We start from the raw sequence: 26,061 nt of genomic DNA, 5'->3' as shown, positions 1-26,061 counted from the left end.
GGGTCCGGGTGGCGAAGCCCCCGGCCCGAGGCGAAGCCTCGGATGTCACCGGTTAGCGAGCGTTAGCGGCGTCCTCCTACACTCGGGACGTGGCAGACCGACCTTTGATCGCACCCAGCATCCTCGCGGCGGACTTCGCCCGGCTCGGCGAGGAGATCGCCGCCGTGGCCGCCGGTTCGGAGACCCGCGCCGACTGGGTCCACGTCGACGTCATGGACGCGCACTTCGTGCCCAACCTGACCCTCGGCCTGCCCGTCGTCCAGGCGCTGCTCAAGAGCACCGACGTGCCGATCGACTGCCACCTGATGATCGACGACCCGGACCGCTGGGCGATCGGTTACGCCGAGGCTGGCGCCTACAACGTCACCGTGCACGCCGAGGCGGCGAAAGACCCGGTCGCGCTGGCGAAGAACCTGCGCGCCGCGGGCGCGAAGGCCGGCCTGTCGCTCAAGCCGGGCACCGCGCTCGAGCCGTGGCTCGACGTGCTCAAGCACTACGACACGCTGCTCGTGATGTCGGTCGAGCCGGGCTTCGGCGGGCAGTCGTTCATCGTGGACGTCCTGGAGAAGGTCCGCACCGCGCGGCGGCTGGTCGACACCGGGCACCTCAAGCTCGTCGTCGAGATCGACGGTGGCATCAACAGCGAGACCATCGAGCAGGCCGCCGAGGCGGGTGTCGACTGCTTCGTCGCCGGATCCGCTGTCTACGGCGCCGCGGACCCGGGCAAGGCGGTCGCCGCGCTGCGCGAGCAGGCGGCCCGCGGCCGGGCCGGCTGACACCGGCGGCGGCACCGGGCCGCCGCGGGTGTTGGATGGAAGGACCGGCTCTCAAGGAGGCAGCGCACGTGTTCACCGGCATAGTCGAGGAGATCGGCGAAGTCACCGCGGTCGAGCAGCTGACGAACGCGGCCCGGCTACGGGTCCGCGGCCCGCTGGTCACCGGCGACGCCGGGCACGGCGACTCGATCGCGGTCAGCGGCGTCTGCCTCACGGTCGTCGAGGTGGCGGGCGGCGAGTTCACCGTCGACGTCGTCAACGAGACGCTGCAGCGGTCCAGCCTGGCCAAGGTCGCGGTCGGTGACCGGGTCAACCTCGAACGCGCCACCCCGGCCGGCGGCCGGCTCGGCGGGCACATCATGCAGGGACACGTCGACGGGACCGGCGTGTTCCTCGGCCGCGACGAGAACGGCGTCACGACGTTCGCGCTGCCGTCGCACCTGTCCCGGTACGTCGTCGAGAAGGGCTCGATCGCGGTCGACGGTGTCTCGCTGACGGTCGCGGCGATCACCGGCGAGCAGTTCGCGGTGGCCCTCATCCCGACCACCCTGGAAGTGACCACCCTCGGCCGCCGCGAGCCCGGCGACCTGGTCAACCTCGAGGTCGACGTGGTCGCGAAGTACGTGGAAAAGCTGGCCGAGGCACATATCCGCGACCAGGTGCACAATCGGGACGGCGGCACGGAGGAGCGGTCATGAGTGAGACGAGTGCGGCAGAGCCCGAAGCGGGCTGGACGCCGTGCGGCGCCGGGGCGGTGTTCGACGCCGACGCGATCGAGCGGGCGATCTCGGACATCGCGGCGGGCCGCCCGGTCGTCGTGGTCGACGACGAGGACCGCGAGAACGAGGGTGACCTCATCTTCGCCGCCGAGAAGGCGACGCCCGAGCTGCTGGCCTTCATGGTCCGCTACACCTCGGGGTACGTCTGCGTGGCGCTGACCGAAGCCGAGGCCGACCGCCTCGACCTGCCGCCGATGTACCACACGAACCAGGACGCGCGGGGCACCGCGTACAGCGTCACGGTCGACGCCGCCGAGGGCATCAGCACCGGCATCTCCGCGGCGGACCGCGCGCACACGATCCGGCTGCTGGCCGATCCTTCGTCCACCGCGAAGGACTTCCGCCGTCCCGGCCACGTCGTGCCGCTGCGCGCGAAGGAAGGCGGCGTGCTCCGGCGCCCCGGGCACACCGAGGCGTCGGTCGACCTGGCCCGGATGGCCGGGCTCGCGCCGGCGGGCGTGCTCTGCGAAATCGTGTCCCAGAAGGACGAAGGCGACATGGCGCGCCGCGACGAGCTCGAGGTGTTCGCCGCCGACCACGACCTCGCGATCATCACCATCGCCGACCTCATCGCCTACCGCCGCCGCACCGAGAAGCAGGTCGAGCGCGTCGCCGAGGCGCGCATCCCGCTGGCCGCGGGCACGTTCCGCGCGGTCGGCTACGACTCCCTCCTGGACGGCATCGAGCACGTCGCGTTCGTCTACGGCGAGATCGGCGACGGCCAGGACATCCTCGTGCGGGTGCACTCCGAGTGCCTGACCGGCGACGTCTTCGGCTCGCTGCGCTGCGACTGCGGCCCGCAGCTGGAGGCCGCGCTGGAAGCGGTGGCCGCCGAGGGCCGCGGCGTCGTGCTCTACATCCGCGGCCACGAGGGCCGCGGGATCGGCCTGCTGCACAAGCTGCAGGCCTACCAGCTGCAGGACGACGGCGCCGACACGGTGGACGCCAACCTCGCGCTCGGCGTCCCGGCCGACGCCCGCGACTACGGCACCGGCGCGCAGATCTTGTGCGACCTCGGCGTCCGCACCATGCGGCTGCTGTCGAACAACCCGGCCAAGCGGATCGGCCTCGAGGGCTACGGCCTGCGCGTCACCGGCCGCGTCCCGCTGCCGATCTCCCCGAACCCGGAAAACCTGCGCTACCTGCGGACCAAGCGTGACCGGATGGGCCACGACCTGGCCCAGCTGGAGCACTACGACCAGGTCGGCGCCGGCCCCGAGCACCCCGACGGAGGAGCGCTGTGAGCGGCGAAGGCCGTCCGGACGTCAAGCTGGACCTCTCCGACTGCAAGGCGCTGAAGCTCGGCATCGTCGCCACCCGCTGGAACGCGGACATCACCGACGTCCTGCTGGAGCGGGCGCTGGTCGCGGCGAAGGAGGCCGAGCTCGAGGAGGAGCCGACGGTCGTCCACGTCGCGGGCGCGGTCGAGCTGCCGGTGGTGGCGCAGGCGCTGGCCCGCAACCACGACGCGGTGGTCGCGCTCGGCGTGGTCATCCGCGGCGGCACCCCGCACTTCGAGTACGTGTGCGACGCGGTGACGGCGGGCTTGACGCGGGTGGCGCTCGACGAGAGCACCCCGGTCGGCAACGGCGTCCTCACCTGCGACACACACGAGCAGGCCGTCGACCGGTCGGGCCGCCCGGGCTCGAAGGAAGACAAGGGCTACGAGGCGACCGTGGCGGCCCTGGACTCCGCGCACGTGCTGCGGAGCCTGCGCCAGCCGTGGACCGAGCGGGGTTTCGTGTGAGCGTGAAGACTCTCCTGGTGATCCGCCCGCGGCGGGCGATGATCATGTGCGGCGTGCTGGCGGTGGCGCTGCTGGCGGTGTTCGTGGTCGTGGCGGTGCTGCTGCGCAACGGCGACACGGGAGTGCGTTTCCAGCGTTCCGACCAGGCGGCGATGGTCGGCATCGGGATCCTGCTGGCGTGCGGGGTGATGCTGTTCTCGATCGCGCGCGTGCGGGCCGACGCCGAGGGCATCGAGGTCCGGAACGTGCTGATCACCCGGCGGTTCGCGTGGAACGAAGTGCTGTCGGTGAGCTTCCCGGACGGCGCGTCGTGGGCACGGCTGGAGCTGCCGGACGACGAGTACCACGCGGTGATGGCGATCCAGGCGGTGGACCGGGACCGGGCGGTGGAAGCGGTGCGCGCATTGCGGAAGCTGCACCGCGCCGCCACGGGCGGCTGACAGACGTCAGAGGTCCAGGTCCACCACGATCGGCGCGTGGTCCGACGGCCCCTTGCCCTTGCGAGCGTTGCGGTCCACATAGGAATCCGTCACCGCACCGGTGAACGCCTTGTTCCCGTACACCAGGTCGATCCGCATGCCCTTGTTGTTCGGGAAGTTCCCGGCGCGGTAGTCCCAGTACGTGAACGGGTGGTCGTACTTCAGCGGACGCGGGAACACATCCGACAACCCGAGGTCCCTCAGCCGGGCCAGGGCGTCGCGCTCCGGCTTCGTCACGTGCGTCGACTCCGCGAACAACGCGATGTCCCAGACGTCCTCGTCCGTCGGCGCCACGTTGAAGTCGCCCAGCACCGCGAACGGCCCGTCGGAAACCTCCGAAGCCACCAGGGACCGCAGGGCTTCCAGCCACTCCAGTTTGTACGCGTAGTGCGGGTTGTCCGGCTCACGCCCGTTGGGCACGTACACCGACCACACCCGCACACCGCCACAGGTGGCGCCCACGGCGCGCGCCTCCGCGGCACCTTCGAACGACGGCTCGCCCGGCAGCCCGCGCACCACGTCGGACAACCCCACCCGCGACACGATCCCGACGCCGTTCCAGCGCCCCAGCCCGTACGCCGCCACCTCGTACCCGAGCGCCTCGACCTCGGCCAGCGGGAACTTCTCCGTCGTGGTCTTCAGTTCCTGCAGGCACAGCACGTCCGGCGCCGTCTCCTCCAGGAACCCCAGCACGCGGGGCAGGCGAGGGACGATGGAGTTCACGTTCCAGGTGGCGATCCGCATGCCCGCGAGCATCCCACACGCCACCGACAAAACCGGGGCGGCGCCGAAGCGCCGCCCCGGCGAAGATCACACGCCCGCGGTCGTCCGGATCCAGGACCGGCTCGCCGCCACGCTCGCGTAGTTGTTCGTGCCGCGCGTGTTCGACCCGCTCTGGTTCTGGACCGTCGACGCGACGCCGACCTGGACCCCGTTCGCGACCTCGGGGCCGCCCGAGTCGCCCTTCCACGCCGAGCCGTTGATGCCGACGCTCTGGATCGCGCGGCCGCCGTAGGCGTCCGTGGAGCGGCCGGTCACCTGGACGTTCGCCGTCTTCAGCGACGTCGCCGGCGGCCCGGTCGGGGTCGTGCGGCCCCAGCCGTAGAGCTGGTTGGTGCTGCCGGTCGCCGGGTCCGAGCTGCCCAGCGAGATCGGCGCGGTGCTGGTCGCCGCCGCCAGGTGCAGCAGCGCGATGTCGCCGTTGGGGGACTCGTACTCGCCGTCGACGGCGATCTTCGTGCCCGACAGCAGCGTGTTGCTGCCGACCCGGACGGACATGCCCGAGCCGTCCTGGTCGAGGCAGTGCACCGCCGTCATGACCCAGCGCGAGGCGATGACCGTGCCCGAGCAGTTGAAGCCCTGGTAGTCGCGCCCGGGCGTGTTCACGTACACCTGGGCACCCCAGGAGACCGTCGGCGCGGTGGTGCCGCCGACGATGTTCGGCTGGACGCCCGCGGAGGCGACCGCGCCACCGGCGAGGGTCAGCGCGACAGCGGCGGCGGAAGCGGCGCCGAGGAGACGGAGAGAGGTCACGGCGGTGATCCTTTCGGACGGGGACCGGAGCGGCCGGTCGGAAAGTAACCACCGCGTCACAGGTGCGGACACCGACGAAGGTCGTAAACGGACGAACACCCTACTTCCGGCGGGGCGCCCGGGGGTGTGCGAGAACTGTCGGTGCCGCCCCATAGTCTTGACAACGTGGCTGACCCGACCACCTACCGTCCCTCGCCGGGGAGCATCCCGGATGCCCCTGGCGTGTACAAATTCCGTGACGCGACCAAGCGGGTCATCTACGTCGGCAAGGCCAAAAGCCTCCGCAGCAGGCTGAACTCCTACTTCGCCGACCTCTCCGGCCTGCACCCGCGCACCCGCCAGATGGTGACGACCGCGGCGAGCGTCGAGTGGACCGTCGTCGGCACCGAGGTCGAGGCACTCCAGCTCGAGTACAACTGGATCAAGGAGTTCGACCCGCGGTTCAACGTCCGCTACCGCGACGACAAGAGCTACCCGATGCTCGCGGTGACGCTGACCGAGGAGTTCCCCCGCCTGCACGTCTACCGCGGCGCGCGCAAGAAGGGCGTCCGGTACTTCGGCCCGTACGCCCACGCGTGGGCCATCCGCGAGACGCTCGATCTGCTGCTGCGGGTCTTCCCGGCCCGCACCTGCTCGGCCGGGGTGTTCCGGCGGCACGGCCAGATCGGCCGGCCCTGCCTGCTGGGCTACATCGACAAGTGCTCGGCACCGTGCGTGGGCCGGGTCTCGGCGGACGAACACCGGGACATCGTCGAGGACTTCTGCGACTTCCTGGCCGGCAAGACCGACGTCATGATCAAGCGCCTCGAAGCCGAGATGGCCGCCGCGTCGGAGGAGCTGGAGTTCGAGCGCGCGGCCCGGCTGCGCGACGATCTCGGCGCGCTGCGCCGCGCGATGGAGAAGCAGGCCGTGGTGCTCGGCGACGGCACGGACGCCGACGTCGTCGCGTTCGCCCACGACGACCTGGAAGCCGCCGTCCAGGTCTTCCACGTGCGCGGCGGCCGGGTCCGCGGCCAGCGCGGCTGGGTCATCGACAAGGCCGAGGAGATGGACGTCCCGGCGCTGGTCGACCACTTCCTCACCCAGTTCTACGGCGACGAGGCCGAGCTGGACGCGCGCGACGACGTCGACGCCGGGCCGGTCGTCCCGCGCGAGGTCCTCGTGCCGGAGCTGCCGGCCGACGCCGCCGCGGTCGCGGAGTGGCTGACCGGGCTGCGCGGGTCGCGGGTCCAGCTGCGGGTGCCGCAGCGCGGCGACAAGAAGGCCCTCGCCGAGACCGTGCAGCGCAACGCGGGGGAGGCGTTCACCCAGCACAAGCTGCGCCGCGCGGGTGACTTGACGGCGCGCTCGGCGGCGCTGACCGAGCTGCAGGAGTTCCTGGGCCTCGACTCCGCGCCGCTGCGCATCGAGTGCATCGACATCAGCCACATCCAGGGCAGCGACGTCGTCGCGTCGCTGGTCGTCTTCGAAGACGGGCTCGCGCGCAAGTCCGAGTACCGGCGCTTCGCGCTGCGGGAGGCGGCCACGGAGGGTGACGTCGCCTCGATCGCCGAGGTCGTCCGGCGCCGGTTCCACCGCTACCTCAAGGAAACCGCCGAAGGCGCCGAGGAGTCGTCCAAGCCGGGCCTCGACCCGGAGACCGGGCGGCCGAAGAAGTTCGCCTACCCGCCGAACCTGCTGGTCGTCGACGGTGCGGGCCCGCAGGCCACCGCGGCCGCGGACGTGCTGGCCGAGCTCGGCATCACCGACATCTCGGTGGTCGGGCTGGCCAAGCGGCTCGAAGAGGTCTGGCTGCCCGCGGACCCCGATCCGGTGATCCTGCCCCGGACGTCGGAGGGGCTGTACCTGCTGCAGCGGCTGCGTGACGAGGCCCACCGCTTCGCCATCGCCTACCACCGCGAGAAGCGCTCCAAGCGCCTGGTGACGTCCGAATTGGACAGTGTGCCAGGGCTGGGGCAGGCTCGCCGCACCGCGCTGATCAAGCACTTCGGCTCGGTGAAGAAGCTCAAGCAGGCCAGGGTCGAAGAGATCGAGGCGGTGCCCGGCTTCGGCAGGCGCACCGCGGAGGCCGTGGTCGCCGCGCTGGCCGGGGAGTCCGGCGCGAGCAACGGCACAGGAGCAGGGGAGTAGGGAAACACAGTGAGTGCGCAAGAGGAGATCCGCGGCTCCGGCATGGAGGTCGCGGTCGTGTCCGGGTTGTCGGGGGCGGGCCGCAGCACGGCGGCCAAGTGCCTGGAGGACCTGGGCTGGTTCGTCGTCGACAACCTGCCCCCCGAGCTGATCGCCACCATGGTCGAGCTGGGCGCGCAGGCACGCGGCGCGATCACCAAGGTGGCGGTGGTGATGGACGTGCGCTCGCGCGCGTTCACCGACGACCTGGCCTCGGTCATCAAGGACCTCGACGCCCGCGGTTACAAGCCGCGCGTGTTGTTCCTCGAAGCGACCGACGCGGTGCTGGTGCGGCGCTTCGAAGCCGTCCGCCGCGGTCACCCGATGCAGGGCGACGGCCGGCTCGCCGACGGCATCACGGCCGAGCGGACGCTGCTGGAGCCGCTGCGCGAAGAAGCCGACCTGGTGCTCGACACGTCGTCGCTGTCGGTGCACGACCTGCGCGCCAAGATCGAGGACGCGTTCGGCTCCGAGGCGAGCACCCAGACCCGGGTCACCGTGCTGTCCTTCGGCTACAAGTACGGCCTGCCGATGGACGCCGACCTGGTGATGGACGTCCGGTTCCTGCCGAACCCGTTCTGGATCCCGGAGCTGCGCGAACACACGGGCCTCGACGGCGAGGTCCGCAACTACGTCCTCTCGCAGGAGGGCGCCGAGGAGTTCCTGGACCGCTACCACCAGCTGCTGCGGCTGATCGGCGCCGGCTACAAGCGCGAGGGCAAGCGGTACCTGACGCTCGCCGTCGGCTGCACCGGCGGCAAGCACCGCAGCGTGGCGCTGTCCGTCGAGCTCGCCCAGCGTCTGTCCAAAGAGGACGGTATGGCCGTGAAGGTGGTGCACCGCGACCTTGGTCGTGAATAACGTGCGCGCGGTCGCCCTCGGGGGCGGCCACGGGCTGCACGCCACGTTGTCCGCGGTGCGGCGGGTGACCCCCGACGTCACCGCGATCGTCACCGTGGCCGACGACGGCGGATCGTCCGGCAGGCTGCGGCGAGAACTCGGGCTCCTGCCGCCGGGCGACCTCCGGCAGGCCTTCGCGGCCTTCGCGGCGGAGGACGGCGGCACGCTGTGGGCCGAAGTCTTCCAGCACCGCTTCGGCGGCGACGGCGCGCTGGCCGGCCACGCGGTGGGGAACCTGCTGCTGGCCGGGCTGTTCGAGGTCCTCGGCGACCCGGTCGCCGCGCTCGACGAGGCCTGCCGGCTGATGGGCGTCTCGGGCCGGGTGCTGCCGATGTCGCCGGAGCCGCTGGACATCGAGGGCGAGGTCAGCGGCCTCGACAGCGAGGACCCGTCGGCGCTGCGCACGATCCGCGGCCAGGTCGCGGTGGCCACGACACCGGGGCAGGTGCGGCGGGTCAGCCTGCGCTCGCCGGGCCGGTCCGGGCGGCCGCCACTGGCGTGCGACGAAGCGGTGGAAGCGGTGCTGAACGCCGACGTCGTGTTCCTCGGCCCGGGCTCGTGGTTCACCAGTGTTCTCCCGCACCTGCTCGTGCCGGGGCTGCGTGACGCGCTCGTCCGGACGACCGCGACGAAGGCGCTCGTGCTCAACCTTGTCCCCCAGCCGGGGGAAACCGCGGGATTCTCCCCGGAGCGGCATCTCGACGTACTCTTCGAGCACGCGCCCGATCTGAAGGTCGACGCGGTGATCGCGGACCGCGATTCCGTGCCCGACCCGGCGAATCTCCGGCGCGCGGCGGAACGGCTCGGCGGCCGGGCGCACCTGGGGGCGGTGGCCGACCCGGAAGTGGCGGGACGGCATGATCCTGATGCGCTCGCGCGGACGATGCGGGAGGCTCTCGGTCTCGGCAGGGGCGGGGAGCACGGGGGAGGAGCGAAAGGCAGGGAGGGGCAGTAATGGCGATGACCGCTTCGGTGAAGGACGAACTGAGCCGGCTGGAGATCACGAAGATCGGGCCGCGCCGGGCGGAGGTCGCGTCGCTGCTTCGCTTCGCCGGCGGCCTGCACATCGTGGCCGGCCGGGTGGTCGTGGAGGCGGAGCTGGACACGGGTTCCGTCGCGCGACGGCTTCGCAAGGAGATCCACGAGCTGTACGGCCACCATTCGGACGTCCACGTCATCACGGCCAGCGGCGGGCTGCGCAAGGGCACCCGGTACGTCGTGCGCGTGGTGAAGGACGGTGAGGGCCTGGCCCGGCAGACCGGGCTGATCGACCAGCGCGGCCGCCCGGTGCGCGGGCTGCCCGCGGCCGTGGTCTCCGGCGGCGTGGCCGACGCGGAAGCGGCGTGGCGGGGCGCGTTCCTCGCGCACGGGTCGCTGACCGAACCGGGCCGTTCGTCGTCGCTCGAGGTGACCTGCCCGGGCCCGGAGGCGGCGCTGGCGCTCGTCGGCGCGGCCCGCCGGATGGGCATCCAGGCGAAGTCGCGCGAGGTCCGCGGCGCCGACCGCGTGGTGGTGCGCGACGGCGACGCGATCGGCGCGCTGCTGACGCGCCTGGGCGCGCACGCGAGCGTCCTGCAGTGGGAGGAACGCCGCATGCGCCGCGAAGTCCGCGCGACGGCGAACCGCCTGGCCAACTTCGACGACGCGAACCTGCGCCGCTCGGCCCGCGCGGCGGTGGCGGCGGCGGCCCGGGTGGAGCGGGCACTGGATATCCTCGGCGACACGGCCCCGGACCACCTCCTGGCGGCGGGCAAGCTGCGGCTGTCGAACCGGCAGGCGTCGCTGGAGGAGCTGGGCCAGCTGTCGGACCCGCAGATGACGAAGGACGCGGTGGCCGGGCGGATCCGCCGCCTGCTGGCGATGGCGGACAAGCGGGCCAAGGACCTGAACATCCCGGACACCGAGTCCGCGGTCACGCCGGAGATGCTCGAAGAGGAAGACGCCTGAGGAGTCAGCGGTCGCCGTCGGGGCCGTGGTTCGGGCATTCGGCTTCGTGCTTCGCCTGCCAGGCGGCCCGCATCACTTCCTGCTGCCGCTCGAACTTGGCGTCGCGACGCGCTTGCCAGGGTGACGGGGCCAGGCGGCGGGTGACCAGCAGCTGGTCGGGTGCGTAGTCGTTGCCGCTGCCGGTGACCTCGAGGCCGGCGGCGGTGAGGATCTTCCGCATCGCCTCGGCCATCGCCTCGCCGATCGCGGCCGCCAGCTTCCCGAACGCCGCGCACTCAGCCCCTTCCTGGAGCGGGTCCTCGGCCCACGCCTCTTGGCTGGCGTCCCAGAAGACGGTGTGTTCCTGCCAGTCGACCGTCACGCCGCGCAGGTCCGGCACGTCGACCTGCACTTCGGCGCCGGCCACGCCGACCGGGTTGTCGCCGGGCACCACCGGCAGCCCGGCTGCCACCAGCTCCTCCTGGACGAGCGTGACGAGAACGTCCAGGCGGAACCGCCGGTCCTTGTCGTCGTTCGCAGTTGTCATGTGTCCCCCTTTGCTACCCGAAGACGCCTGACGAGGTCCCGCAGCCACGGCTCGGCGATCGCGGGTTCGCGGCTCATCGTGCGGGCGAGCCGTTCACGGACGGCCGGCGTGCGCCCGGCTTCGACGATCGCGACCGCTTCGGCCAGCGCCCGGCGGGTGTTGTCATCCCGGCCGGGGTCGCGCACTCCGTCGTCGGCCCAGAGGTCCCGGCCGAACGACCGCGTCAGCTTGACCTGGTAGTCGGCCAGGTAGCTGAACAGGGCCGACTCGACGGAGACGTTGCGGATCGCGCCGGGGACGAGGTCGCGCACCCAGCCGGCGTGCTGCTGCCACCGGTAGGTGTTCGGGCTGGTGCGCCTGCGCCGGGTCAGCCCGACGATCCGGACCCGCCGGAGCACGGCAGGCCAGTCCGCTCGTTCGTCGCCTGCCCAGTCGCGAAGGATGTCCAGCAGCTGCTTCATGGTGCCGCCCGTCGACACGACGTCGGCGAAGACGATCGGCCGGGCACCCCGGGCGAGCGCGGCGGGGCTCAGTCCGTGCGCGGACAGGTTCGCCCGCAGCTGCGCCACTTCGGCCGGGTGGAGCCGTCCGCGAAGCCAGCTGTCCATCGACGCGGTGGACAGGGGCAGCAGGTGCAGCCGCCCCGGGTCCGGCAAGGCACCGCCGAGCAGGTCGAAGACGGAGTCCGCGGACCGGCCGACGAAGTACAGCTCGCCGTCGCCGGAGCGCGCGAGCACCTTGGCGGCGCAGTCGGTCAGGTCGTCGAGGAACCACAGGTCCGGCTCGGGGAGGCCGTCGAGCAGGGAGCCGAGCTGGTCGGGCCGCACCAGGTCCCAGCGGAACGGCCGGATCGCTTCGAGCACGCGCGGTTCCCCCTTCGGTTCGCCGCGAGCCTAGAGCGCGCGGCGTTTCCGGTCAGCCGATTTTCGGCCCGCCGCGTTAACGCGACCCGCCATTTCGTAACACCGCGGTAGCGCCGGGGACCGGCCGCCGAAACGCGGGACCTCGAACCTCGGAGGCGAACGAGGGAAGGGGAAACGCATGCTGCAGGTTTCGCCGGAGATCGGCACCTGGCTCACCCGCCGCAGCAGTAAAGCGGGGGACTGGTCCATCGCCGATCTCGTCGCGGCCAAGCGCGGTACCACGGTGTCCGTCGTCATCCCGGCCCGGAACGAGGAAGCCACCGTCGGCGCGATCGTCAGCGCCATCCGCGAAGAGCTCAAGGGCAAGGTGGTCGACGAGATCCTCGTCGTCGACAGCCACTCCACCGACGCCACGGCGGAGGTCGCCGCGGCCGCGGGGGCGGACGTCGTCGCGCAGGACGCCGTCTTCCCCGCCCTCGCGGGCCTGCAGGGCAAGGGTGAGGCCCTGTGGAAGGGCGTCGCGGCGACGACCGGCGACCTCGTCGTCTTCGTCGACGGTGACCTCTACGACTTCACCACGACCTACGTCACCGGGCTGCTCGGCCCGCTGCTCACCGACCCGTCCGTGGCCTACGTCAAGGGCTTCTACCACCGCCCCCTCAACGGCGCGGCGGGCAGCGAGCCCGAAGGCGGCGGCCGCGTCACCGAGCTCGTCGCGCGGCCGCTGCTCAACATGTTCTGGCCGGAGCTGTCCGGGTTCGTCCAGCCGCTCGCCGGCGAGTACGCGGGGCGGCGCGAGGTGCTGGAGGGCATCCCGTTCGTCGTGAACTACGGCGTCGAGATCGGGCACCTCATCGACCTGGTGGAGCTGCGCGGCCTCGACGCGCTGGCCCAGGTCGACCTCGGCCACCGCGTGCACCGGCACCAGAGCACGCAGGCGCTCGGCCGGATGTCCGGGCAGATCATGCAGACGCTGTTCGACCGCCTGGAGCGCTACGACCGGCTGGTCACGGCCATCCCGCCGGCCACGATGCTGGCGCAGTTCCAGCGCGGCGCGTCGGCGGACGGCGTCGAGCGGGAACTGGTGCTGACCGACCTGACGTCTCCGCAGCGCCCGCCGCTGGACAGCCTGCCGGCGTCGATCCGGCCGGAGAACGCCCTGCAGGAAACCGCATAGTCAGGAAGCAGCACAGTCAGGTGAGCGCGTGTTCGGGCTGCCAGCCCGGCGGCCCGAACACGTAGCCCGCGCGCTCCCGCCAGGTGCGCGCCGCGCGGAGGTCGCGCAGGATCGAGCCGTACTCGTGGAAGCCGACCTTGAGCAGGTTGTACGTCTCGATGTTCTTCGTCAGCCCGTACGTCGGCCGCTTGCCTTCGGGGACGAAGCTGCCGAACAGGCGGTCCCAGACGATCAGGATGCCGCCGTAGTTGGCGTCCAGGTACTCGGCGTCGCTGCCGTGGTGGACGCGGTGGTGGGACGGGGTGTTGAAGACGTACTCGAACCAGCGCGGCAGCTTGCCGACCTTCTCGGTGTGCACGAAGAACTGGTAGACCAGGTCGATCGACAGCCCGGTCAGGATCATCCACGGCGGGATCCCGCAAAGCGCCAGCACCGACCAGAACGGCAGCTGGAAGTACGGGGTCCACTTCTGGCGCAGCGCCGTCGAGAAGTTGTAGTGCTCGCTGGAGTGGTGCACCTGGTGCCCGGCCCACAGCAGCCGCACGCGGTGGCTGGCGCGGTGGTAGGCGTAGAACACCAGCTCCTGGCCGAGCAGCATGAGCACCCACGTCCACCAGTCGCGCGGGTCGAACCGCACCGGCGCCAGCTCGAACAGCGCCGCGAACACGACCAGCATCACCAGCCGGAACAGCGCGTTGACCCCGACCGCGACCGTGCCCATCAGCATGCTCGTCCGGGTGTCGGCGACGCTGTAGCCGACGACGTTGTCGTCGTGGCCGAGCACGTGCACCGCGACGACTTCGATCGCCACGAACAGCACGAACACCGGAATCGCGAACAGCACGGGGTCGCGCAGGTGCGCCAGGAACTCGGCCACGTCGCCTCCTCGGATCTGACCATACGGTAACTTACCCTCGGGTCACTTTACGCACGGTAGGCTCTCGCGCGTGACGGAGTCAAGGGCGGTCGGGACCAAGGGGATGCCCCGCGAAGAGCGCGAGGCCCAGCTCGTCGTGGCCGGCACCGAGGAGTTCGGCCGGGCGGGGTACTCGGGTGCGTCCATGGTCGAGATCGCGCGGCGGGTCGGGGTCACCAAACCGTTGCTGTACCAGTACTTCGGCTCGAAGGACGGGCTGTACCTGGCTTGCCTCCACCGCGCGGGCGGCCGGCTCACCGAGGGCGTGGCGACGACCATGGCGGCCGGCGGCGAGCCCGACCAGATGCCGCTGAAGGTCCTTTCGGCGATCTTCACGACGTTCGACCACGACCGCTACGCGTGGCGCCTCCTGCGCGACGCGACGGTGCCGTCGGCGGGTGACATCGCCGCGGCGGCCGCGGACTACCGCCGCCGCCTCGACGCGTTCGCCGTGCTCGGCGCCACGCAGCTGCTGACGTCCCGCGGCCTGGCCGACCCGGCGGACATCGAGGCGGTCGCGCAGGTGTGGACCGGGGTGGTCGACTCGCTGATCAGCTGGTGGATCGACCGCCCGGACGAAGACGCCGACGCGATGACGGCCCGCTGCGCCCGGATCATGGGTGGCCTGTTCGGCTGGTAAGCCCTGGTCGTCGAACGGCGCCCCGCGCTCGTCGTGGACGTAGATCTGTCCATAGTGGATGCGAACGTCGCCGTGGACCACGGTTCGCATGCCGGCCGGCGGGCCGGCGGACACCGACAGTTTCGGTTCGCCGCTTTTGCCCGCTTCTGGCGACACGGAGAGTGCTCGTCGCAGATTCGTTGCTCGAATGGCGTAGCGAAACCGGCCCTCTTCGCGATTAATCTGGGAAGCCGTCCCGTCGAGAGGTGTCCCATGCCCGAACCAGCCGCATCCGTCCCGGCCGATCCCCGGCTCGCCGCGCGGTTCACCGAGGACCTGCTCGACGGCTGCCGGGTCCTGGCCAAGGATTACGGCTACCGCCCCGCCCAGTTCGAACGCATGGTGCGCGAGCACGGCGGCGTCGAGGCGGCCCGCCTGCTCCTGCGCGGGGCGGGCACCGCGGGCGGGTTCACCGTGCTCTGGGAGAAGAACCAGCTGGGCCGCAGCTCCGAGGCGGTCATGCTCCGCGAGGAGTACGCCGAGCTGTTCACCCCCGACGAGCTCCTGCTGGCCCGCCGCCGGCTCGAGGAACACGGCTTCGACGTCGACGCCCACCTGCGCCGGATTTCCGAGCCGAACTGACGGACAGGGCGGCAGTGTCACGAAAAGAGGGCGGCAGTGTCGTGAAAGAGGGCGGCAGGGGGTGACCGGCGCCGCTCCGGTCACCCCCTGCCGGGCTTCTAACCGGCCGACGCGCTGGACTTGCCGCGCAGCTTGACGTTGGCCGTGGAGGCGCCCTTGATCGCCGTTTCGATCTGGGCCATCGTCGAGGACGACGTCAGGCCCGGGACCGTGGCCGTGTTCAGGGCGTAGAGCGTGAACGTGTACGGATGGCTGGAACCGCCTGGGCAGGGGCCGAAGAACTTCTGCGCGTTCGCCCCGCTGCCCATGGCCTTCTGCTTGGCGCCGCCCTGGTTCGGCACCGTGTACCCCGCGCCGAGACCCTCCGGTAGCGAGCGAGTGGTCGCCGGGACGTCCCAGATCGCCCAGTGCAGCTTGTTGCCGTCGTTGGCGACGTCGGCGAACACGATCGCGTAGCCCTTCGCGCCTTCGGACGCGCCCCACGCGAGCGGCGGGGACGGGTCCTGACCCGCCGTGCCGTCGCCGGCGCAGGTGTACTTGTCCGGGATGGTGGCGTTGTCGGCGAAGGCGGAGCTGGTCAGCTTGAAGCCGCTCGGCGCACCGCCGGGGAACTTCAGGCGCACGATCACGTTGTCCAGCACCGACGGCGTGCCGCCGTTCTTGTCGTTGTTCGTCGACGTCAGCCACAGCCCGCCGTCCGGGGTCTTCGTGACCGAGCGCAGGCGGCCCCAGCGGCCGGAGAACAGGGTCGACACCGTGCCGACGCCGGTGCCGGCTGAGTTGATCTGGGTGGCGAACAGCTGCTCACCGGTGACGCCGGCGATGTAGATCCAGTCGTTGACGATCTCCACCCCGGACGGGCCCGCCTGCGAGGTCGGCCAGGTCTTCTTCGGGGCGACGAAGCCGCTGCAGCTGCCCTGCGTGCCTTCGCAGCTCGGCCAGCCGTAGTTGCCGCCCTTCTGGATCAGGTTGAGCTCGTCCTGGCTGCTCTCGCCGAACTCCGCCGCCCAGAGCTGGCCGCGGGAGTCCCACGCCAGGCCCTGCGGGTTGCGGTGGCCGTAGCTCCAGACGTACCGGGCGTTGCCGCCGGTGGCGTTGAACGGGTTGTCGCTCGGGGCCGAGCCGTCGGGGTTGAGCCGCAGGATCTTCCCGTTGAGGGAACTCTTGTTCTGCGCGTTGTCGCTGTTCTTCGCGTCGCCCACGGTGGCGTACAGCTTGCCGTCCGGGCCGAACTTGAGGCGGCCGCCGTTGTGGTAGCGGTTCTTCGCGATCCCGGTCAGCACCGGCGTCGACGTCGACGACAGCGTGGTGCCGTCGTAGGTCATCTTCACGATCCGGTTGTCGCCGGACGCGGTGTGGTAGAGGTAGATCGCGTGGTCACTCGCCCAGTTCGGCGAGATCGCGAGGCCGAGCAGGCCGCCTTCGCCGTTGGTGCCGACCGCGCCCGGCACCTTGCCCAGCGTGGTCTTCTGGCCGGACGGCGTCACGAGCAGGATCTCGAACCGGTCCCGCTCGGTCACCAGCGCGTTGCCGTTCGGCAGGAAGTCCACCGCCCAGCCGAGGTCGACCTTCGCGATGTCCCGGTCGTATTCCGGGATGCCGCCCGCTCCGCCCGAGGCGCTGGTCTTGACGGTGACCGCGTTGCTCGCCGCGGACGTGTTGCCGTCGGGGTCGCGGGCTTTCACGGTGAAGGTGTAGGAGGTGTTCGGGCTGAGGTCGGTGACCGTCGTCGAGAGCGACGTCGTGGTCGCGACCTTCGTGGCGCCCTGGTAGACGTCGTAGCCGGCGACGGTGCCGCCGTTGTCGGTGGAAGCGTTCCACGCCAGGGAGACGCTGTTCGCGGTGACGCCGGTGGAGCGCAGGTTGCCCGGCACGCTGGGCGGGGTGGTGTCGTCGCTCGGCGGCGTGGTGAAGGTGACCACGTTGCTCTGCTGCGACGGGTTGCCCGCGGCGTCGAACGCGCCGACCGAGATGTCGTAGGCGGTGTTCGGGGTCAGGTTGTCGACGGTCGCCGTGGTGGTGTTCCCGTCGACGGTCTTGAGGATGTTCCCGCCGCGGTTGATCTCGTAGCGGACGACGCCTACGTTGTCCGTCGCGGCGGTCCAGGTGAAGGTCGCCGCGGTGGGCAGGATGTTGCTCGCCTTGAGGTTCGTCGGCGGCGTCGGCGGTTCGGGGTCGACCGGCGCGGTGAAGGTGTCGGTGAGCTTGTCGGCGTTCGGGCCGCCGTTGGCGGTGGTCGCGGTGGTGCGGACCTTGTTGACGCCGGCGGTCAGCTGCACGGTCGCGGTGACGGTCTTCCACGTCGTCCACGCGCCGGTGGCGGGGAAGTCGACGGTGCCCTTGTCGCCGCCGTCGACGGTGAGCTTCACCGGCCGGTTGTCGGCGGTTCCGTTGGCGTAGCGGAAGGTCAGCGTGTGCGTGCCCGCCTGGGCGGCGTTCACGGAGTATTCGACGTAGCTGCCGACGACGTTGTCGAAGTTGACGAACCCGGTGCCGGAGTAGCCGGCGTGGTTCGACTCGACCGCGCCCTGGGAGATGGTGGCGGCCTCGGACTCGTAGTCGGTGTCCGCGGCGAAAGCGCTTACCGGGCTGAGTGCGGTGAGGCCGAGCGCCGCGACGGCGGTACCGGCCAGTACCGCGCGCCACGGTGGACGGGGTGCCACTGGGAGCCTCCTGCGTGGGTCGGGGGACAGGGGGTGACCGGGGCGGATCTGGTCGGCGGACCACCGGCGGCAATAGTTAGGAAACTTTCCTATCTATGGAACAGATCACACACCCTCCGAGCGGGCCCTGTCAATACTCGACACGATGGGTCACGCACCGTGTCAATGGTTTCCCGCTCAGCGGGTCACCCTGCTGTCACCGGGGTTTCGGCCGCCCAGTCACGCGGGACGAGGAAGGACGCCAGCTCCGCCTCGGCGCTGCCCGGCTCGGGCGTGAACTCGGACTCCCAGCGCGCCAGCGGCGGCAGCGCCGTGAGGATCGCTTCGGCGTCGGCCTGCACCGCGGTCGCCGCGTCGTGGACGAGCGTGAACTCGACGTACCGGCCGCGGCGGTAGAGCTGCCACTGCCGCTCGCGCTCGCCGTACGCAAGGTCCTTGCGCCGCCGCACGATCGGGAAGTACGCCGGGGCGATCGCGGCGATGCCCGCCGCCGTGAACGCGGCCGAACGGCGCCAGCCGTCCGGTCCGGGCAGGCTCAGGTGGTCGAAGAGGATGCCGCCGATGCCGCGGGCCTCGTCGCGGTGCGGGAGGCGGAAGCGGTCGTCGCACGCCCGTTTCGCCTGCGCGTGGAACGCCGGGTCGAGCGTGTCGCAGTGGTTCTTCAGGACGCGGTGGAAGTGCGTCGCGTCCGAAGCGAAGCCGTAGCACGGCAGGAGGTCGACGCTGCCGCCGAACCACCACGCGTCCGCGGCTTCGCGGTAGCGGAAATGCGCTTGGAACGCCGGGACGTACGGGTTGCGCGGGTGGAGCACCACCGACAGCCCGGCCGCGAAGAACTCGTCCGAAAAGGCCGCGCTGACGACGGCGCGTTCGAAGACGTCACCGTTCTCGAGGAGCCGCGTGCGACCGGACCGGCCGAAGCGGCCACCGCCGTCGAGGCGTTCCAGCTCGGCCACCAGCTCCCGCTGGCCCGCGCTGACGATCGCCCTGACGGCGTCGCGTCTGTCCCCTGAAGGCATACCCCCACCCCCGGAGGCAGATTACCAGCGAACCGGGGTCAGCCGGCGATGTCGGCCCGCGCGATCACCTTGGTGATCTTCGCCCGGACGAGGGATTCTTCGGGGACGGCGTTGCGCTTGCCGTACGCCTCGGCCTGCTCGGCACCCATGTACCGGCCGCCCAGCTTCGTCGCCCACTCGAGCATCTCGTCGTAGTCGTGGGTGAGCCGTGCTTCGGCGGTGAACTGGACGTAGGAGAACGGCGGCTTCTGGTCGTCGACGGCGAGCGAGATGCGCCCGTCGCGGGCGATGGCCTTGCCCTTGAGCGTCTCGGTGCCGGTGGTGAAGATCAGCTCGTCACCGTCCGAGCCTTCGTTCAGCAGGAACCACACCGGCGTCACGATCGGGGCGCCGTTGGCCCTGACCAGGCCGAGCATGCCCGTCCGCGTACCTTCCGAAGCGAACTTCCACCACTCTTCACGGCTCATCTCACGCATAGGAGGGACGTTAGCCCGTCACCCGCGCGTGCGCAGAGGGTGGCCGACTAGCCTGGCCTGCTGTGCGAGACGACGACAGGGCCGCCATGGGACTGGCCGACGAGGGGCTGACCCGCCGCCTCAAGGCGCTGGCCTGCACTGCGCCGCTGCACGACCTGGATGCGCGCAAGGCGAAGCTCGACTGGGCCGACGCCACGATCTACCAGATGGCCGAGATCGCGCTGCACACGATCGACCAGGTCACCATCGCGATGGACTTCGACACCGGCGCCGGCCACGACGAGGTCATCGACCGGCTGCTGCCGTTCATCGCGCAGCAGGCGCCGTCGCGGATGCCCGAGGAACACGTCCGGGTCGCCAAGTGGGTGCTCGACAACCTCATCAACGTCGGGACGACCGACCGCGGCTTCCGGCGCGTCTACGGCTCCATGGGACCGGGTGGCTACCAGCGCCGTCAGTTCGACTTCAAGCTGCTCGTCGAGCTGGCCGCCCCGGACGGCGAGGTCTACCTGCGTGCCACCGACGAGGCCATCAACGTGCTCGTCGGCGCGCTCGACACCGACGTCGAGTCCGCGCAGATCGCCGCCGAGGTCAAGCTCGAGAACCTGATCAACCGCGGTCGCCTCGCCGACGCCAAGCTCGCCGCCGAGCAGGCCCGCTACCGGACCGTCCAGTACGGCGAGACCTTGCGCGCGAAGCTCGACGCGACCCGCCGCGACGTCCGTTCGGTCGACTGGGAACGCGAGGTCCCGGAACTCCTCGACAGCGCGCTGAGCCACATCGAAGCGCGGTTCCGCGCCGAGAACGCGATCCTCAAGAACATCACCACCGCCCGCGACGAGACCGAAGACCTCGACCGCAAGCGCCGCGCCGCCGAGCTCGTCGACATCGTCGGCGACTGCATCCGCCGCCACACCCGCCTGCAGTCCCGGCTGGCCGACGCGGGCGCGGTGTTCCGCGCCGAACAGGACCGCCAGCAGTTCTCGGGGCCGCCCCAGCGCGCCACGATCGACCTGTTCGGCCAGCTCCTCGTGCCCACCCTGGGCCTGCCGCTGGCCGACGCCGTCGCCCCGGCCGAGCACTTCTTCCACGCCGTCGCGGGCATCTCCGCGCCCGTCGTGCCGTCCCTCTCGTCGCTCGTTTCGCTGCTGCTGCGGCCCGCGCCGGAACGAGACCAGCTGGTCGGGGAGATCCCGGAACCCGAGCTGATGCCCGCCGAGGTCACCGACAAGTTCGGCGACGACGTCTGGCGCGCCGCCGACGAACTCCTCGACCTGCCCGAGGTGCCGCGACGGCTGTCCGGACTCCTCGAAGAAGCGCGCCGCAGCCGCCAGCCCGGGCTCGCCGCCCTGGTCGCGCTGCGCGCGGTCCACGCCTACAGTCCCGGGGTCGGCGCGGCCCGCCGCCAGGGCGACCGGCAGGTCCTCCTGGCCGTCGACGACGGCACGCTCCTGGACGACCCGGACTTCGGCGGCGCCGACCTGCTCCTGTCCACCGCCGCCGTAGAGCGGGCCGACGAAGAGGAAAACGAGGAGGTCGCGTAATGGCGCTGTCCCACAGCAGCGTGGACGCCGAGGCCGCGGCCCGGCTGGTCGCCTTCGGCATGCGGCCGAAGCAGCTGCCCGCGCGTGACGTCGTCTACGGCGACCTCGTCCGCCGCTACGGCGAGGACAACGCGTTCAAGGCCCTCACCCACGCCGTCGCCGCCGGGCTCGGGCTCATGGTCCTCGAGGTCAACCAGCAGGCCGGCGCCGTGCTCGCGGCCACCGACGAGTCCGTCTTCGAGATCAAGATGGACTCCTACGCCCGCCAGGCCAAGATCCGCGAGCGCCGCGAGACCGAGAAGGTGCTGCACGGCCTGATCCACCTCGCCACCGCCGCGCTCGGCTACCCGCGGCCCGACGACCTCGCCAACGACACCTACATCGGCCGCGTCAGCGTCGAGCAGGTCGACGCGATGGTCCGCGAAGCCGCCCGCATGCTCGACGAACGCGCCGCGCAGGCCGAGGCCAACAACGACCCCCTGGCCGACGCGCCCGAGCTGGAACAAGCGTGGCGCGCGTACGCCCGCCGTCCCGCGGCCGCCGCGACCAAGGACGGCCGCCTCGCCGCCGACACCACCCGCGGCATGGTCAGCCGCGCCCTGCGGTTCCTCGCCGACCAGGGCTTCCTGGTCCCGGTGAGCGACGAGCAGGGCGGCACGTACCGGACCACGCCGCGCTACCAGATCCAGGTCCGCGAACTCGCCGCCGACGCCGCCTTCGACGACTTGCTCGCGCTCGACGTCGTGGCCGTCGCGACCGCCGGGGGCACGCTGCGCGCAGCGGCGTCCGACACGCTGTAGAGGGGAATCGATGTACGAGCTTTCGCGGGTCCGCCTGCACTCGGTGGGCCCGGCGGGTGCCCGCTACCAGGACGTCGTGCTCGACTTCAGCGGCGTCGGCGCCAAGATCACCGCGCCGAAGCAGGACGCGCTGTTCAGCGCGGGCATCCACGCGACCGGCCCGGCCGAGCTGCGCCGCCCGTCCCCGGCGAGCGTGCTGTTCCTCGAAAACGGCGGCGGCAAGTCCGTGCTCATCAAGCTGATCTTCTCGGTGATGCTGCCGGGCCGCCGCCAGGTCGTGGGCACCACCAGCACCAAGGTGCTCGAGAAGTTCGTCGCCGCCAAGGACGTCTCGCACGTCGTGCTGGAGTGGCTGCACGTCGAAAGCGGGCACCGGATCATCACCGGCAAGGTGTCGGAATGGCGCGGGCACGTCGTGTCCGCCGACTCCGAGAACCTCGTCGACTCCTGGTACTGCTTCCGCCCGACGTCCGCGCTGGGGCTCGATTCCCTGCCGATGACCCAGGACGGCCGGCTGCTCACCATGTCCGGCTTCCACGACAAGCTCACCGCGGCCCAGCTGGCCGAACCCGAGCTGGAGCTGTCCTGGACGCGCCGTCACCACGAGTGGACCGGCCGCCTCGACAGCCTCGGCCTCGACACCGAGCTGTTCCGCTACCAGCGCGCGATGAACGCGGGCGAAGGCGAGGCGGCGGACGCGTTCGCCTTCGGCACCGACGACGCGTTCGTCGAGTTCCTGTTGCGCGCGGTCATTTCCGAAGAGGAACCGAAAGACCTCGCCGAGGTCGTCGCGACCTACGCCCACAACCTGGCCCAGCGCGGGGATCTCCTCTCCGAACGCGACTTCGTGGCCGGCGCCCTGGAGCTGCTGGGGCCTCTGGCCGCCGAAGAGGGCGTCGCCGCGGAGTCGCGAAAGATCGCGGAGTCCGCGAAGGCCGACATGGCCGAGCTGGCCGGCCGCGTCGTCGCGCGCAACGAACTCGAGAACGCGCGGCTGTCCGGGCTCGAAGACCACGTCACCGAGGTCAAGTCCGCGGAGAAGCTCGCCGAGGGCGACCACCGGCGGCTCGCCGCGGCCGTCACGGAGCTACGCCGTCTCGTCGCGGTGCTGCGCCTGGACGAGGCGCAGGAGGCTCGCAAGCGCGTCGACGCCGAGCTGGCGTCGGCGAAAACCGAGGCGGAGGCCTGGCGCGAGACGGCGACCGTCCTCAACTCCTTGAATGCGGCGCGCAAGGCGAAGGACCTGCGGGAGCTCGTCGGCAGCCGTGAGGAGAAGGCACGTCCGGCGCTCCAGGCTCGCAACGACGCCGCTTCGGCGCTTGCCCGCGGGTTGCACGCGCTGGCGCAGGACGCCCAGCGGCAGGCCGACAAGGCCGAGGCGCACGCGGGCGCGTTGCGCGCCGAAGCGGAGAAGGCGCAGACCGAACGCGACGAAGCCGCCAACCTCGCGGCCGCCCGCCGGGCCGAGGCACGCGGGTTGACCACGCGGATCACCGAACTGCGCGAAGAGGTCCAGGCGGCGGTTCGCGCGGGCTTGCTGCCTTCGGGCGCCGACGTCGCCGACGCGTCGCGGGCCGCGCGTTCGGCCGCCGAATCGGCCACCGCCGAGCTGGCCCGCCGCGAGCAGGAACTGGACCGCGTCGCCACGGATCTCCAAGTGGCGCAACGGGCCGTGAACGAGGCCCATCAGCTCGCGGGTACCACCCAGGACCGCTTCGAGCGCGCCACGGAAGACCTCGACCGCGCGCACCGCCGCACCGACGCGCTCGCCGCCGAGGGGCGCCTGGTCGAGCTGCTCGGCGCGGACGACGTCACCCTGGAAAGCGACCTCCCGGTGCTGCTGGAACGGCTGCGCGAGGCGAGCGCGGCCGTCGAGAAGGAGCAGACCGCGCTGCGGATGGAGGAGTCCGCCGACGAGCGGGCCCTGGCCGCGCTGGGGTCCGGCGGCCTGCTGCCGCCGCCGGAGGACGTCCAGGCGGCCCTGGACGCTCTCGAAGAAGCCGGGATCACCGCGTGGTCCGGCTGGCGGTATCTGTCCAAACTGGACGCTGGACGGCGTGCGGAGGTGCTGGAGACCTTGCCGCAGCTGGTGTCCGGCGTGCTGCTGAACGACGCCGCGCACGTGGACCGCGCCCGCGAAGTGCTCACGAAACGGCGGTTGCTGCCGAGCGCGACCATCGCCGTGGGCACCACCGAAGCGCTCCTGGCGGAGGCGCCCACTGCGCCCGGCGTCGAGTTCCTCGTGCCGCCGAACCCCGCGATGTACGACGAAGAAGCCGCCGACGCCGAGCGGGAAGCCGTGGCCCGGCGGCACACCGAGCGGCAGCGGCGCCTCGAAGCGTTGTCCGCCAAGCTGTCCGCGGACGGCGCCTTGACGTGGAAGCTCACGACGTGGCGTGAGGACTACCCGCCCGGCGCCATCGCGACCCTCGCCGAACAGGCCCAGGCGGCCCGGACCGCGCGGGAGACGGCCCGCACCGCGCTGGCGCAGGCCGAGGCGGAGTTCGCGCGGTTGAGCGAAAAAGCCGTGTCGCTGCGGGAGCGTGTCCCGGAGCTGCGGGCGGCCGCCGCCGAGGCCGAGGAACGTGCCCGGCGGCTCGGTGAGCTGGGCGCCCGCAGCGCCCGGATCGCGGAGTGGACCGAAGAGGCCGAGCGGGCGACCGAGATCGCCGAGCGCGCCGACCTCCAGGCGTCCGACGCGGCGGGCAAGGCCGCGCGGCTGCGTGAGCAGGCGGGGGAGGAGCAGCGCACCGCCGACGGTCACCGCCGGACCGCGACCACCGCGCGCGCCGAACTGGCCGAGGTGCCCGGGGCGGCCGACGCCACCGAAGGCCCGGCGCCGTCCGAGCCGGTGGACGCGCTGCGCCGCACATACCTGTCCGCGTCCGAGTCGTACGCGAAGGTCGAGGTCGGCAGCGACCTGCGCAGCGAGCTGGAGCAGGCCGAGTCCGCCGAAGCCGCGGCAGGTTCGGCTGTCGAGTCCATGGACGAGGCCGTCCGGGCGCGCGCGGCCGAACTCCTGGAGACACCCGACGGCTCCGACGCATCGGCCCGGGCGGCCGCGCTGGCGCGCGCCCGCCGTGTCGTCGACGGCCTCGAGGACGAGCGCACCGAAGCGATCGGGCTCGTCTCGACGCGGCGCGCGGAGCTGGACGCGCTGCCGCTGCAGAACGGCGTCAACGGCGAAAAGCCGCGGGACATCGAGCACGGCCTGGAGCTGATCGACGCGGCCGGGCTGGAGGCGTCCGCGGCGGCGCGGAAGTGGGAAGAGCTGCAGGAACGCCGGGCCGCGGCGGAAGCGACGCTGGAGTCGGCCCGCACCTCGGCCTCCGGGTTCTCGCTGCTCGCGGAGTCGATGGCGCACCTGGTGACCGACACCGACGCCGCCGCCTACGACGGTGACGTCGACACCGCGCGTGCTCAGCACGCCCGGCTGAACGCCACCTTCAACGCGGCCCAGGAAGCCGCCGACGCGGGCGACCGGCGCGTGCGCGCGGCCGCGGACCAGCTCGCGCAGTACGCGACGGAAAAGCGGTTCGAGAAGCTGAGCACGCCGGTGCGGCAGCAGGTCATCTCGGTCAAGCGCGACCAGCTCCCGGCGCACGCCGCCGAGTGGGCCGAAGCGCTGCGGCCGCGCCTGCGGTCGCTGACCGACGACCTCGCGCAGATCGACCGGCACCGCGGCGGCATCATCACGCGCCTGCAGGGCATGGTCGACGGCGCACTCCGGACGTTGCGCTCGGCCCAGCGTGTCTCGCGGCTGCCGGACGGCCTCGGCGACTGGTCCGGGCAGGAGTTCCTCCGCATCCGCTTCACCGAGCTGGAGGACAACGCGCTCACCGAGAAGCTCGGCGAGGTCGTCGACGAGGCCGCCGTCGGCAAGACCGCGGACGGCCGCGACGTCAAGCGCGACGGGCTTTCCCTGGTGCTGCGCGGAGTCCGCGCGGCGGCGCCCAAGGGGTTCCGCGTCGACATGCTCAAGCCGGACTCGGTGCTGCGCACCGAACGCCAGCGCGTCTCGGAGATCCGTGACGTCTTCTCCGGCGGCCAGCAGCTGACCGCGGCGATCATCCTGTACTGCACCCTGGCGGCGCTGCGGGCCAACAACCGCGGCAAGGTCCGCAACCGGCACTCGGGGGTGCTGTTCCTGGACAACCCGATCGGCCGCGCGTCCGCGGGCTACCTCCTGGAGCTGCAGCGGGCGGTGGCCGAAGCGCTGGGCGTGCAGCTGATCTACACGACGGGCCTGTTCGATGCGGGCGCGCTGTCGGAGTTCCCGCTCATCGTGCGGCTGCGCAACGACGCCGACCTGCGCGCGGGCCGGAAGTACCTGTCGGTCGACTCGACGATCCGCAACTCCCTGGAGGAGCTGGGCGAGCCCGACGGCGTCGCGCGGCTTTCGGCGACCCGGATGTTCACCCGGACCGCCGGCGATCCCGCCGATTCCGCCGAGGACGAACAAACGGCGTGACGGGAACAACCCGGC

23 protein-coding genes are annotated in these 26,061 nt (G+C 71.6%); 15 read left to right on the top strand and 8 right to left on the bottom strand.

Translation table 11 applies throughout. The features are described from left to right. Positions 1-104: 104 nt before the first annotated feature. From rpe to CF165_RS34310, 5 genes are all read left to right on the top strand, one after another. Positions 105-776, top strand: a complete 672-nt coding sequence (rpe, locus tag CF165_RS34330; RefSeq protein WP_093951746.1) for a ribulose-phosphate 3-epimerase — start codon at positions 105-107, stop codon at positions 774-776. A gap of 68 nt (positions 777-844) precedes the next feature. Further along, positions 845-1,474 carry a riboflavin synthase gene (locus CF165_RS34325; protein WP_093951745.1) on the top strand — a complete coding sequence of 210 codons (630 nt, stop codon included), beginning with the start codon at positions 845-847 and terminating at the stop codon, positions 1,472-1,474. Next, on the top strand, positions 1,471-2,799 hold the full coding sequence (locus CF165_RS34320; protein ID WP_093951744.1) for a bifunctional 3,4-dihydroxy-2-butanone-4-phosphate synthase/GTP cyclohydrolase II: 1,329 nt from the start codon (positions 1,471-1,473) through the stop codon (positions 2,797-2,799). Before CF165_RS34325 ends, CF165_RS34320 begins: the two co-directional genes overlap by 4 nt. After that, on the top strand, positions 2,796-3,302 hold the full coding sequence (ribH, locus tag CF165_RS34315; protein WP_093951743.1) for a 6,7-dimethyl-8-ribityllumazine synthase: 507 nt from the start codon (positions 2,796-2,798) through the stop codon (positions 3,300-3,302). Before CF165_RS34320 ends, ribH begins: the two co-directional genes overlap by 4 nt. Beyond that, positions 3,299-3,742 carry a PH domain-containing protein gene (locus CF165_RS34310; RefSeq protein WP_093951742.1) on the top strand — a complete coding sequence of 148 codons (444 nt, stop codon included), beginning with the start codon at positions 3,299-3,301 and terminating at the stop codon, positions 3,740-3,742. Before ribH ends, CF165_RS34310 begins: the two co-directional genes overlap by 4 nt. Before the next feature lie 6 nt (positions 3,743-3,748). Here CF165_RS34310 and CF165_RS34305 read toward each other — a convergent pair whose 3' ends face one another. Together CF165_RS34305 and CF165_RS34300 are read right to left on the bottom strand one after the other, a co-directional pair. Then, positions 3,749-4,525: an exodeoxyribonuclease III gene (locus tag CF165_RS34305; RefSeq protein ID WP_093951844.1), complete on the bottom strand. Its 777-nt coding sequence runs from the start codon at positions 4,523-4,525 to the stop codon at positions 3,749-3,751. Between the two features lie 66 nt (positions 4,526-4,591). Then, positions 4,592-5,314: a S1 family peptidase gene (locus CF165_RS34300; RefSeq protein WP_093951741.1), complete on the bottom strand. Its 723-nt coding sequence runs from the start codon at positions 5,312-5,314 to the stop codon at positions 4,592-4,594. Positions 5,315-5,479: 165 nt separating this feature from the next. Between CF165_RS34300 and uvrC the strand changes: the two genes are divergently transcribed. The 4 genes from uvrC to whiA are packed head-to-tail and all read left to right on the top strand — an operon-like array spanning position 5,480 to position 10,330. Further along, on the top strand, positions 5,480-7,444 hold the full coding sequence (uvrC, locus tag CF165_RS34295; protein ID WP_093951740.1) for an excinuclease ABC subunit UvrC: 1,965 nt from the start codon (positions 5,480-5,482) through the stop codon (positions 7,442-7,444). Positions 7,445-7,486: 42 nt separating this feature from the next. Continuing rightward, the gene (rapZ, locus tag CF165_RS34290) at positions 7,487-8,344 is read left to right on the top strand and encodes an RNase adapter RapZ (protein WP_003101350.1); all 858 of its coding nucleotides are present in this window, start codon (positions 7,487-7,489) and stop codon (positions 8,342-8,344) included. Between the two features lies 1 nt (position 8,345). Continuing rightward, on the top strand, positions 8,346-9,338 hold the full coding sequence (locus CF165_RS34285; RefSeq protein ID WP_093951739.1) for a gluconeogenesis factor YvcK family protein: 993 nt from the start codon (positions 8,346-8,348) through the stop codon (positions 9,336-9,338). After that, a complete protein-coding gene (whiA, locus tag CF165_RS34280) occupies positions 9,338-10,330 on the top strand; it encodes a DNA-binding protein WhiA (protein WP_093951738.1) in 993 nt (330 codons plus the stop codon). Before CF165_RS34285 ends, whiA begins: the two co-directional genes overlap by 1 nt. Positions 10,331-10,334: 4 nt before the next feature. Here whiA and CF165_RS34275 read toward each other — a convergent pair whose 3' ends face one another. Both CF165_RS34275 and CF165_RS34270 read right to left on the bottom strand, forming a co-directional pair. Next, on the bottom strand, positions 10,335-10,856 hold the full coding sequence (locus CF165_RS34275; RefSeq protein ID WP_240521925.1) for a hypothetical protein: 522 nt from the start codon (positions 10,854-10,856) through the stop codon (positions 10,335-10,337). Further along, complete coding sequence (locus tag CF165_RS34270) at positions 10,853-11,719, bottom strand: hypothetical protein (RefSeq protein WP_205661045.1); 867 nt, start codon at positions 11,717-11,719, stop codon at positions 10,853-10,855. Before CF165_RS34270 ends, CF165_RS34275 begins: the two co-directional genes overlap by 4 nt. Before the next feature lie 178 nt (positions 11,720-11,897). Here CF165_RS34270 and CF165_RS34265 point away from each other — a divergent pair, with 178 nt between their 5' ends. Further along, positions 11,898-12,896: a glucosyl-3-phosphoglycerate synthase gene (locus CF165_RS34265; protein ID WP_093951737.1), complete on the top strand. Its 999-nt coding sequence runs from the start codon at positions 11,898-11,900 to the stop codon at positions 12,894-12,896. A 16-nt stretch (positions 12,897-12,912) separates the two neighbouring features. On the opposite strand, the gene CF165_RS34260 is transcribed toward CF165_RS34265, so the two are convergent. Next, the gene (locus tag CF165_RS34260; protein WP_093951736.1) at positions 12,913-13,773 is read right to left on the bottom strand and encodes a sterol desaturase family protein; all 861 of its coding nucleotides are present in this window, start codon (positions 13,771-13,773) and stop codon (positions 12,913-12,915) included. Positions 13,774-13,843: 70 nt separating this feature from the next. On the opposite strand from CF165_RS34260, the gene CF165_RS34255 reads away from it, so the two are divergent. Further along, the gene (locus tag CF165_RS34255; protein ID WP_240521924.1) at positions 13,844-14,452 is read left to right on the top strand and encodes a TetR/AcrR family transcriptional regulator; all 609 of its coding nucleotides are present in this window, start codon (positions 13,844-13,846) and stop codon (positions 14,450-14,452) included. A gap of 252 nt (positions 14,453-14,704) precedes the next feature. Continuing rightward, positions 14,705-15,073: a hypothetical protein gene (locus CF165_RS34250; protein WP_093951734.1), complete on the top strand. Its 369-nt coding sequence runs from the start codon at positions 14,705-14,707 to the stop codon at positions 15,071-15,073. A 98-nt stretch (positions 15,074-15,171) separates the two neighbouring features. Here CF165_RS34250 and CF165_RS34245 read toward each other — a convergent pair whose 3' ends face one another. From CF165_RS34245 to CF165_RS34235, 3 genes are all read right to left on the bottom strand, one after another. Further along, on the bottom strand, positions 15,172-17,736 hold the full coding sequence (locus CF165_RS34245) for a PQQ-dependent sugar dehydrogenase (protein WP_093951733.1): 2,565 nt from the start codon (positions 17,734-17,736) through the stop codon (positions 15,172-15,174). 185 nt (positions 17,737-17,921) lie between these two features. Further along, positions 17,922-18,755 (bottom strand): coproporphyrinogen III oxidase, encoded by an 834-nt coding sequence (locus CF165_RS34240; protein WP_093951732.1) that lies wholly within the window; start codon positions 18,753-18,755, stop codon positions 17,922-17,924. A gap of 38 nt (positions 18,756-18,793) precedes the next feature. Further along, positions 18,794-19,231: a PPOX class F420-dependent oxidoreductase gene (locus CF165_RS34235; protein ID WP_093951731.1), complete on the bottom strand. Its 438-nt coding sequence runs from the start codon at positions 19,229-19,231 to the stop codon at positions 18,794-18,796. Positions 19,232-19,317: 86 nt separating this feature from the next. Between CF165_RS34235 and CF165_RS34230 the strand changes: the two genes are divergently transcribed. The 3 genes from CF165_RS34230 to CF165_RS34220 are packed head-to-tail and all read left to right on the top strand — an operon-like array spanning position 19,318 to position 26,046. Continuing rightward, entirely contained in the window at positions 19,318-20,775 is a 1,458-nt protein-coding gene (locus CF165_RS34230) for a hypothetical protein (RefSeq protein ID WP_093951730.1), read from the top strand. Further along, positions 20,775-21,575, top strand: a complete 801-nt coding sequence (locus tag CF165_RS34225; protein ID WP_093951729.1) for a hypothetical protein — start codon at positions 20,775-20,777, stop codon at positions 21,573-21,575. The genes CF165_RS34230 and CF165_RS34225 overlap by 1 nt, the downstream gene beginning before the upstream one ends. A gap of 10 nt (positions 21,576-21,585) precedes the next feature. After that, positions 21,586-26,046, top strand: a complete 4,461-nt coding sequence (locus CF165_RS34220) for a coiled-coil domain-containing protein (protein WP_093951728.1) — start codon at positions 21,586-21,588, stop codon at positions 26,044-26,046. Positions 26,047-26,061: the final 15 nt, after the last annotated feature.

It is taken from the genome of Amycolatopsis vastitatis (genome assembly GCF_002234595.1).
GTDB classification, from domain to species: domain Bacteria; phylum Actinomycetota; class Actinomycetes; order Mycobacteriales; family Pseudonocardiaceae; genus Amycolatopsis; species Amycolatopsis vastitatis.
This window is presented reverse-complemented; position numbering and strand designations above follow the sequence as displayed.

Bases quoted from the DNA above. Each gene is read 5' to 3' on its own strand.
- CF165_RS34275 (WP_240521925.1), bottom strand. From the start codon at position 10,856: ATGACAACTGCGAACGACGACAAGGACCGGCGGTTCCGCCTGGACGTT.
- CF165_RS34240 (WP_093951732.1), bottom strand. From the start codon at position 18,755: ATGCCTTCAGGGGACAGACGCGACGCCGTCAGGGCGATCGTCAGCGCG.
- CF165_RS34265 (WP_093951737.1), top strand. From the start codon at position 11,898: ATGCTGCAGGTTTCGCCGGAGATCGGCACCTGGCTCACCCGCCGCAGC.
- CF165_RS34305 (WP_093951844.1), bottom strand. From the start codon at position 4,525: ATGCGGATCGCCACCTGGAACGTGAACTCCATCGTCCCTCGCCTGCCC.
- whiA (WP_093951738.1), top strand. From the start codon at position 9,338: ATGGCGATGACCGCTTCGGTGAAGGACGAACTGAGCCGGCTGGAGATC.
- CF165_RS34320 (WP_093951744.1), top strand. From the start codon at position 1,471: ATGAGTGAGACGAGTGCGGCAGAGCCCGAAGCGGGCTGGACGCCGTGC.
- rapZ (WP_003101350.1), top strand. From the start codon at position 7,487: ATGGAGGTCGCGGTCGTGTCCGGGTTGTCGGGGGCGGGCCGCAGCACG.
- CF165_RS34220 (WP_093951728.1), top strand. From the start codon at position 21,586: ATGTACGAGCTTTCGCGGGTCCGCCTGCACTCGGTGGGCCCGGCGGGT.
- CF165_RS34230 (WP_093951730.1), top strand. From the start codon at position 19,318: ATGGGACTGGCCGACGAGGGGCTGACCCGCCGCCTCAAGGCGCTGGCC.
- CF165_RS34235 (WP_093951731.1), bottom strand. From the start codon at position 19,231: ATGCGTGAGATGAGCCGTGAAGAGTGGTGGAAGTTCGCTTCGGAAGGT.
- CF165_RS34225 (WP_093951729.1), top strand. From the start codon at position 20,775: ATGGCGCTGTCCCACAGCAGCGTGGACGCCGAGGCCGCGGCCCGGCTG.
- CF165_RS34250 (WP_093951734.1), top strand. From the start codon at position 14,705: ATGCCCGAACCAGCCGCATCCGTCCCGGCCGATCCCCGGCTCGCCGCG.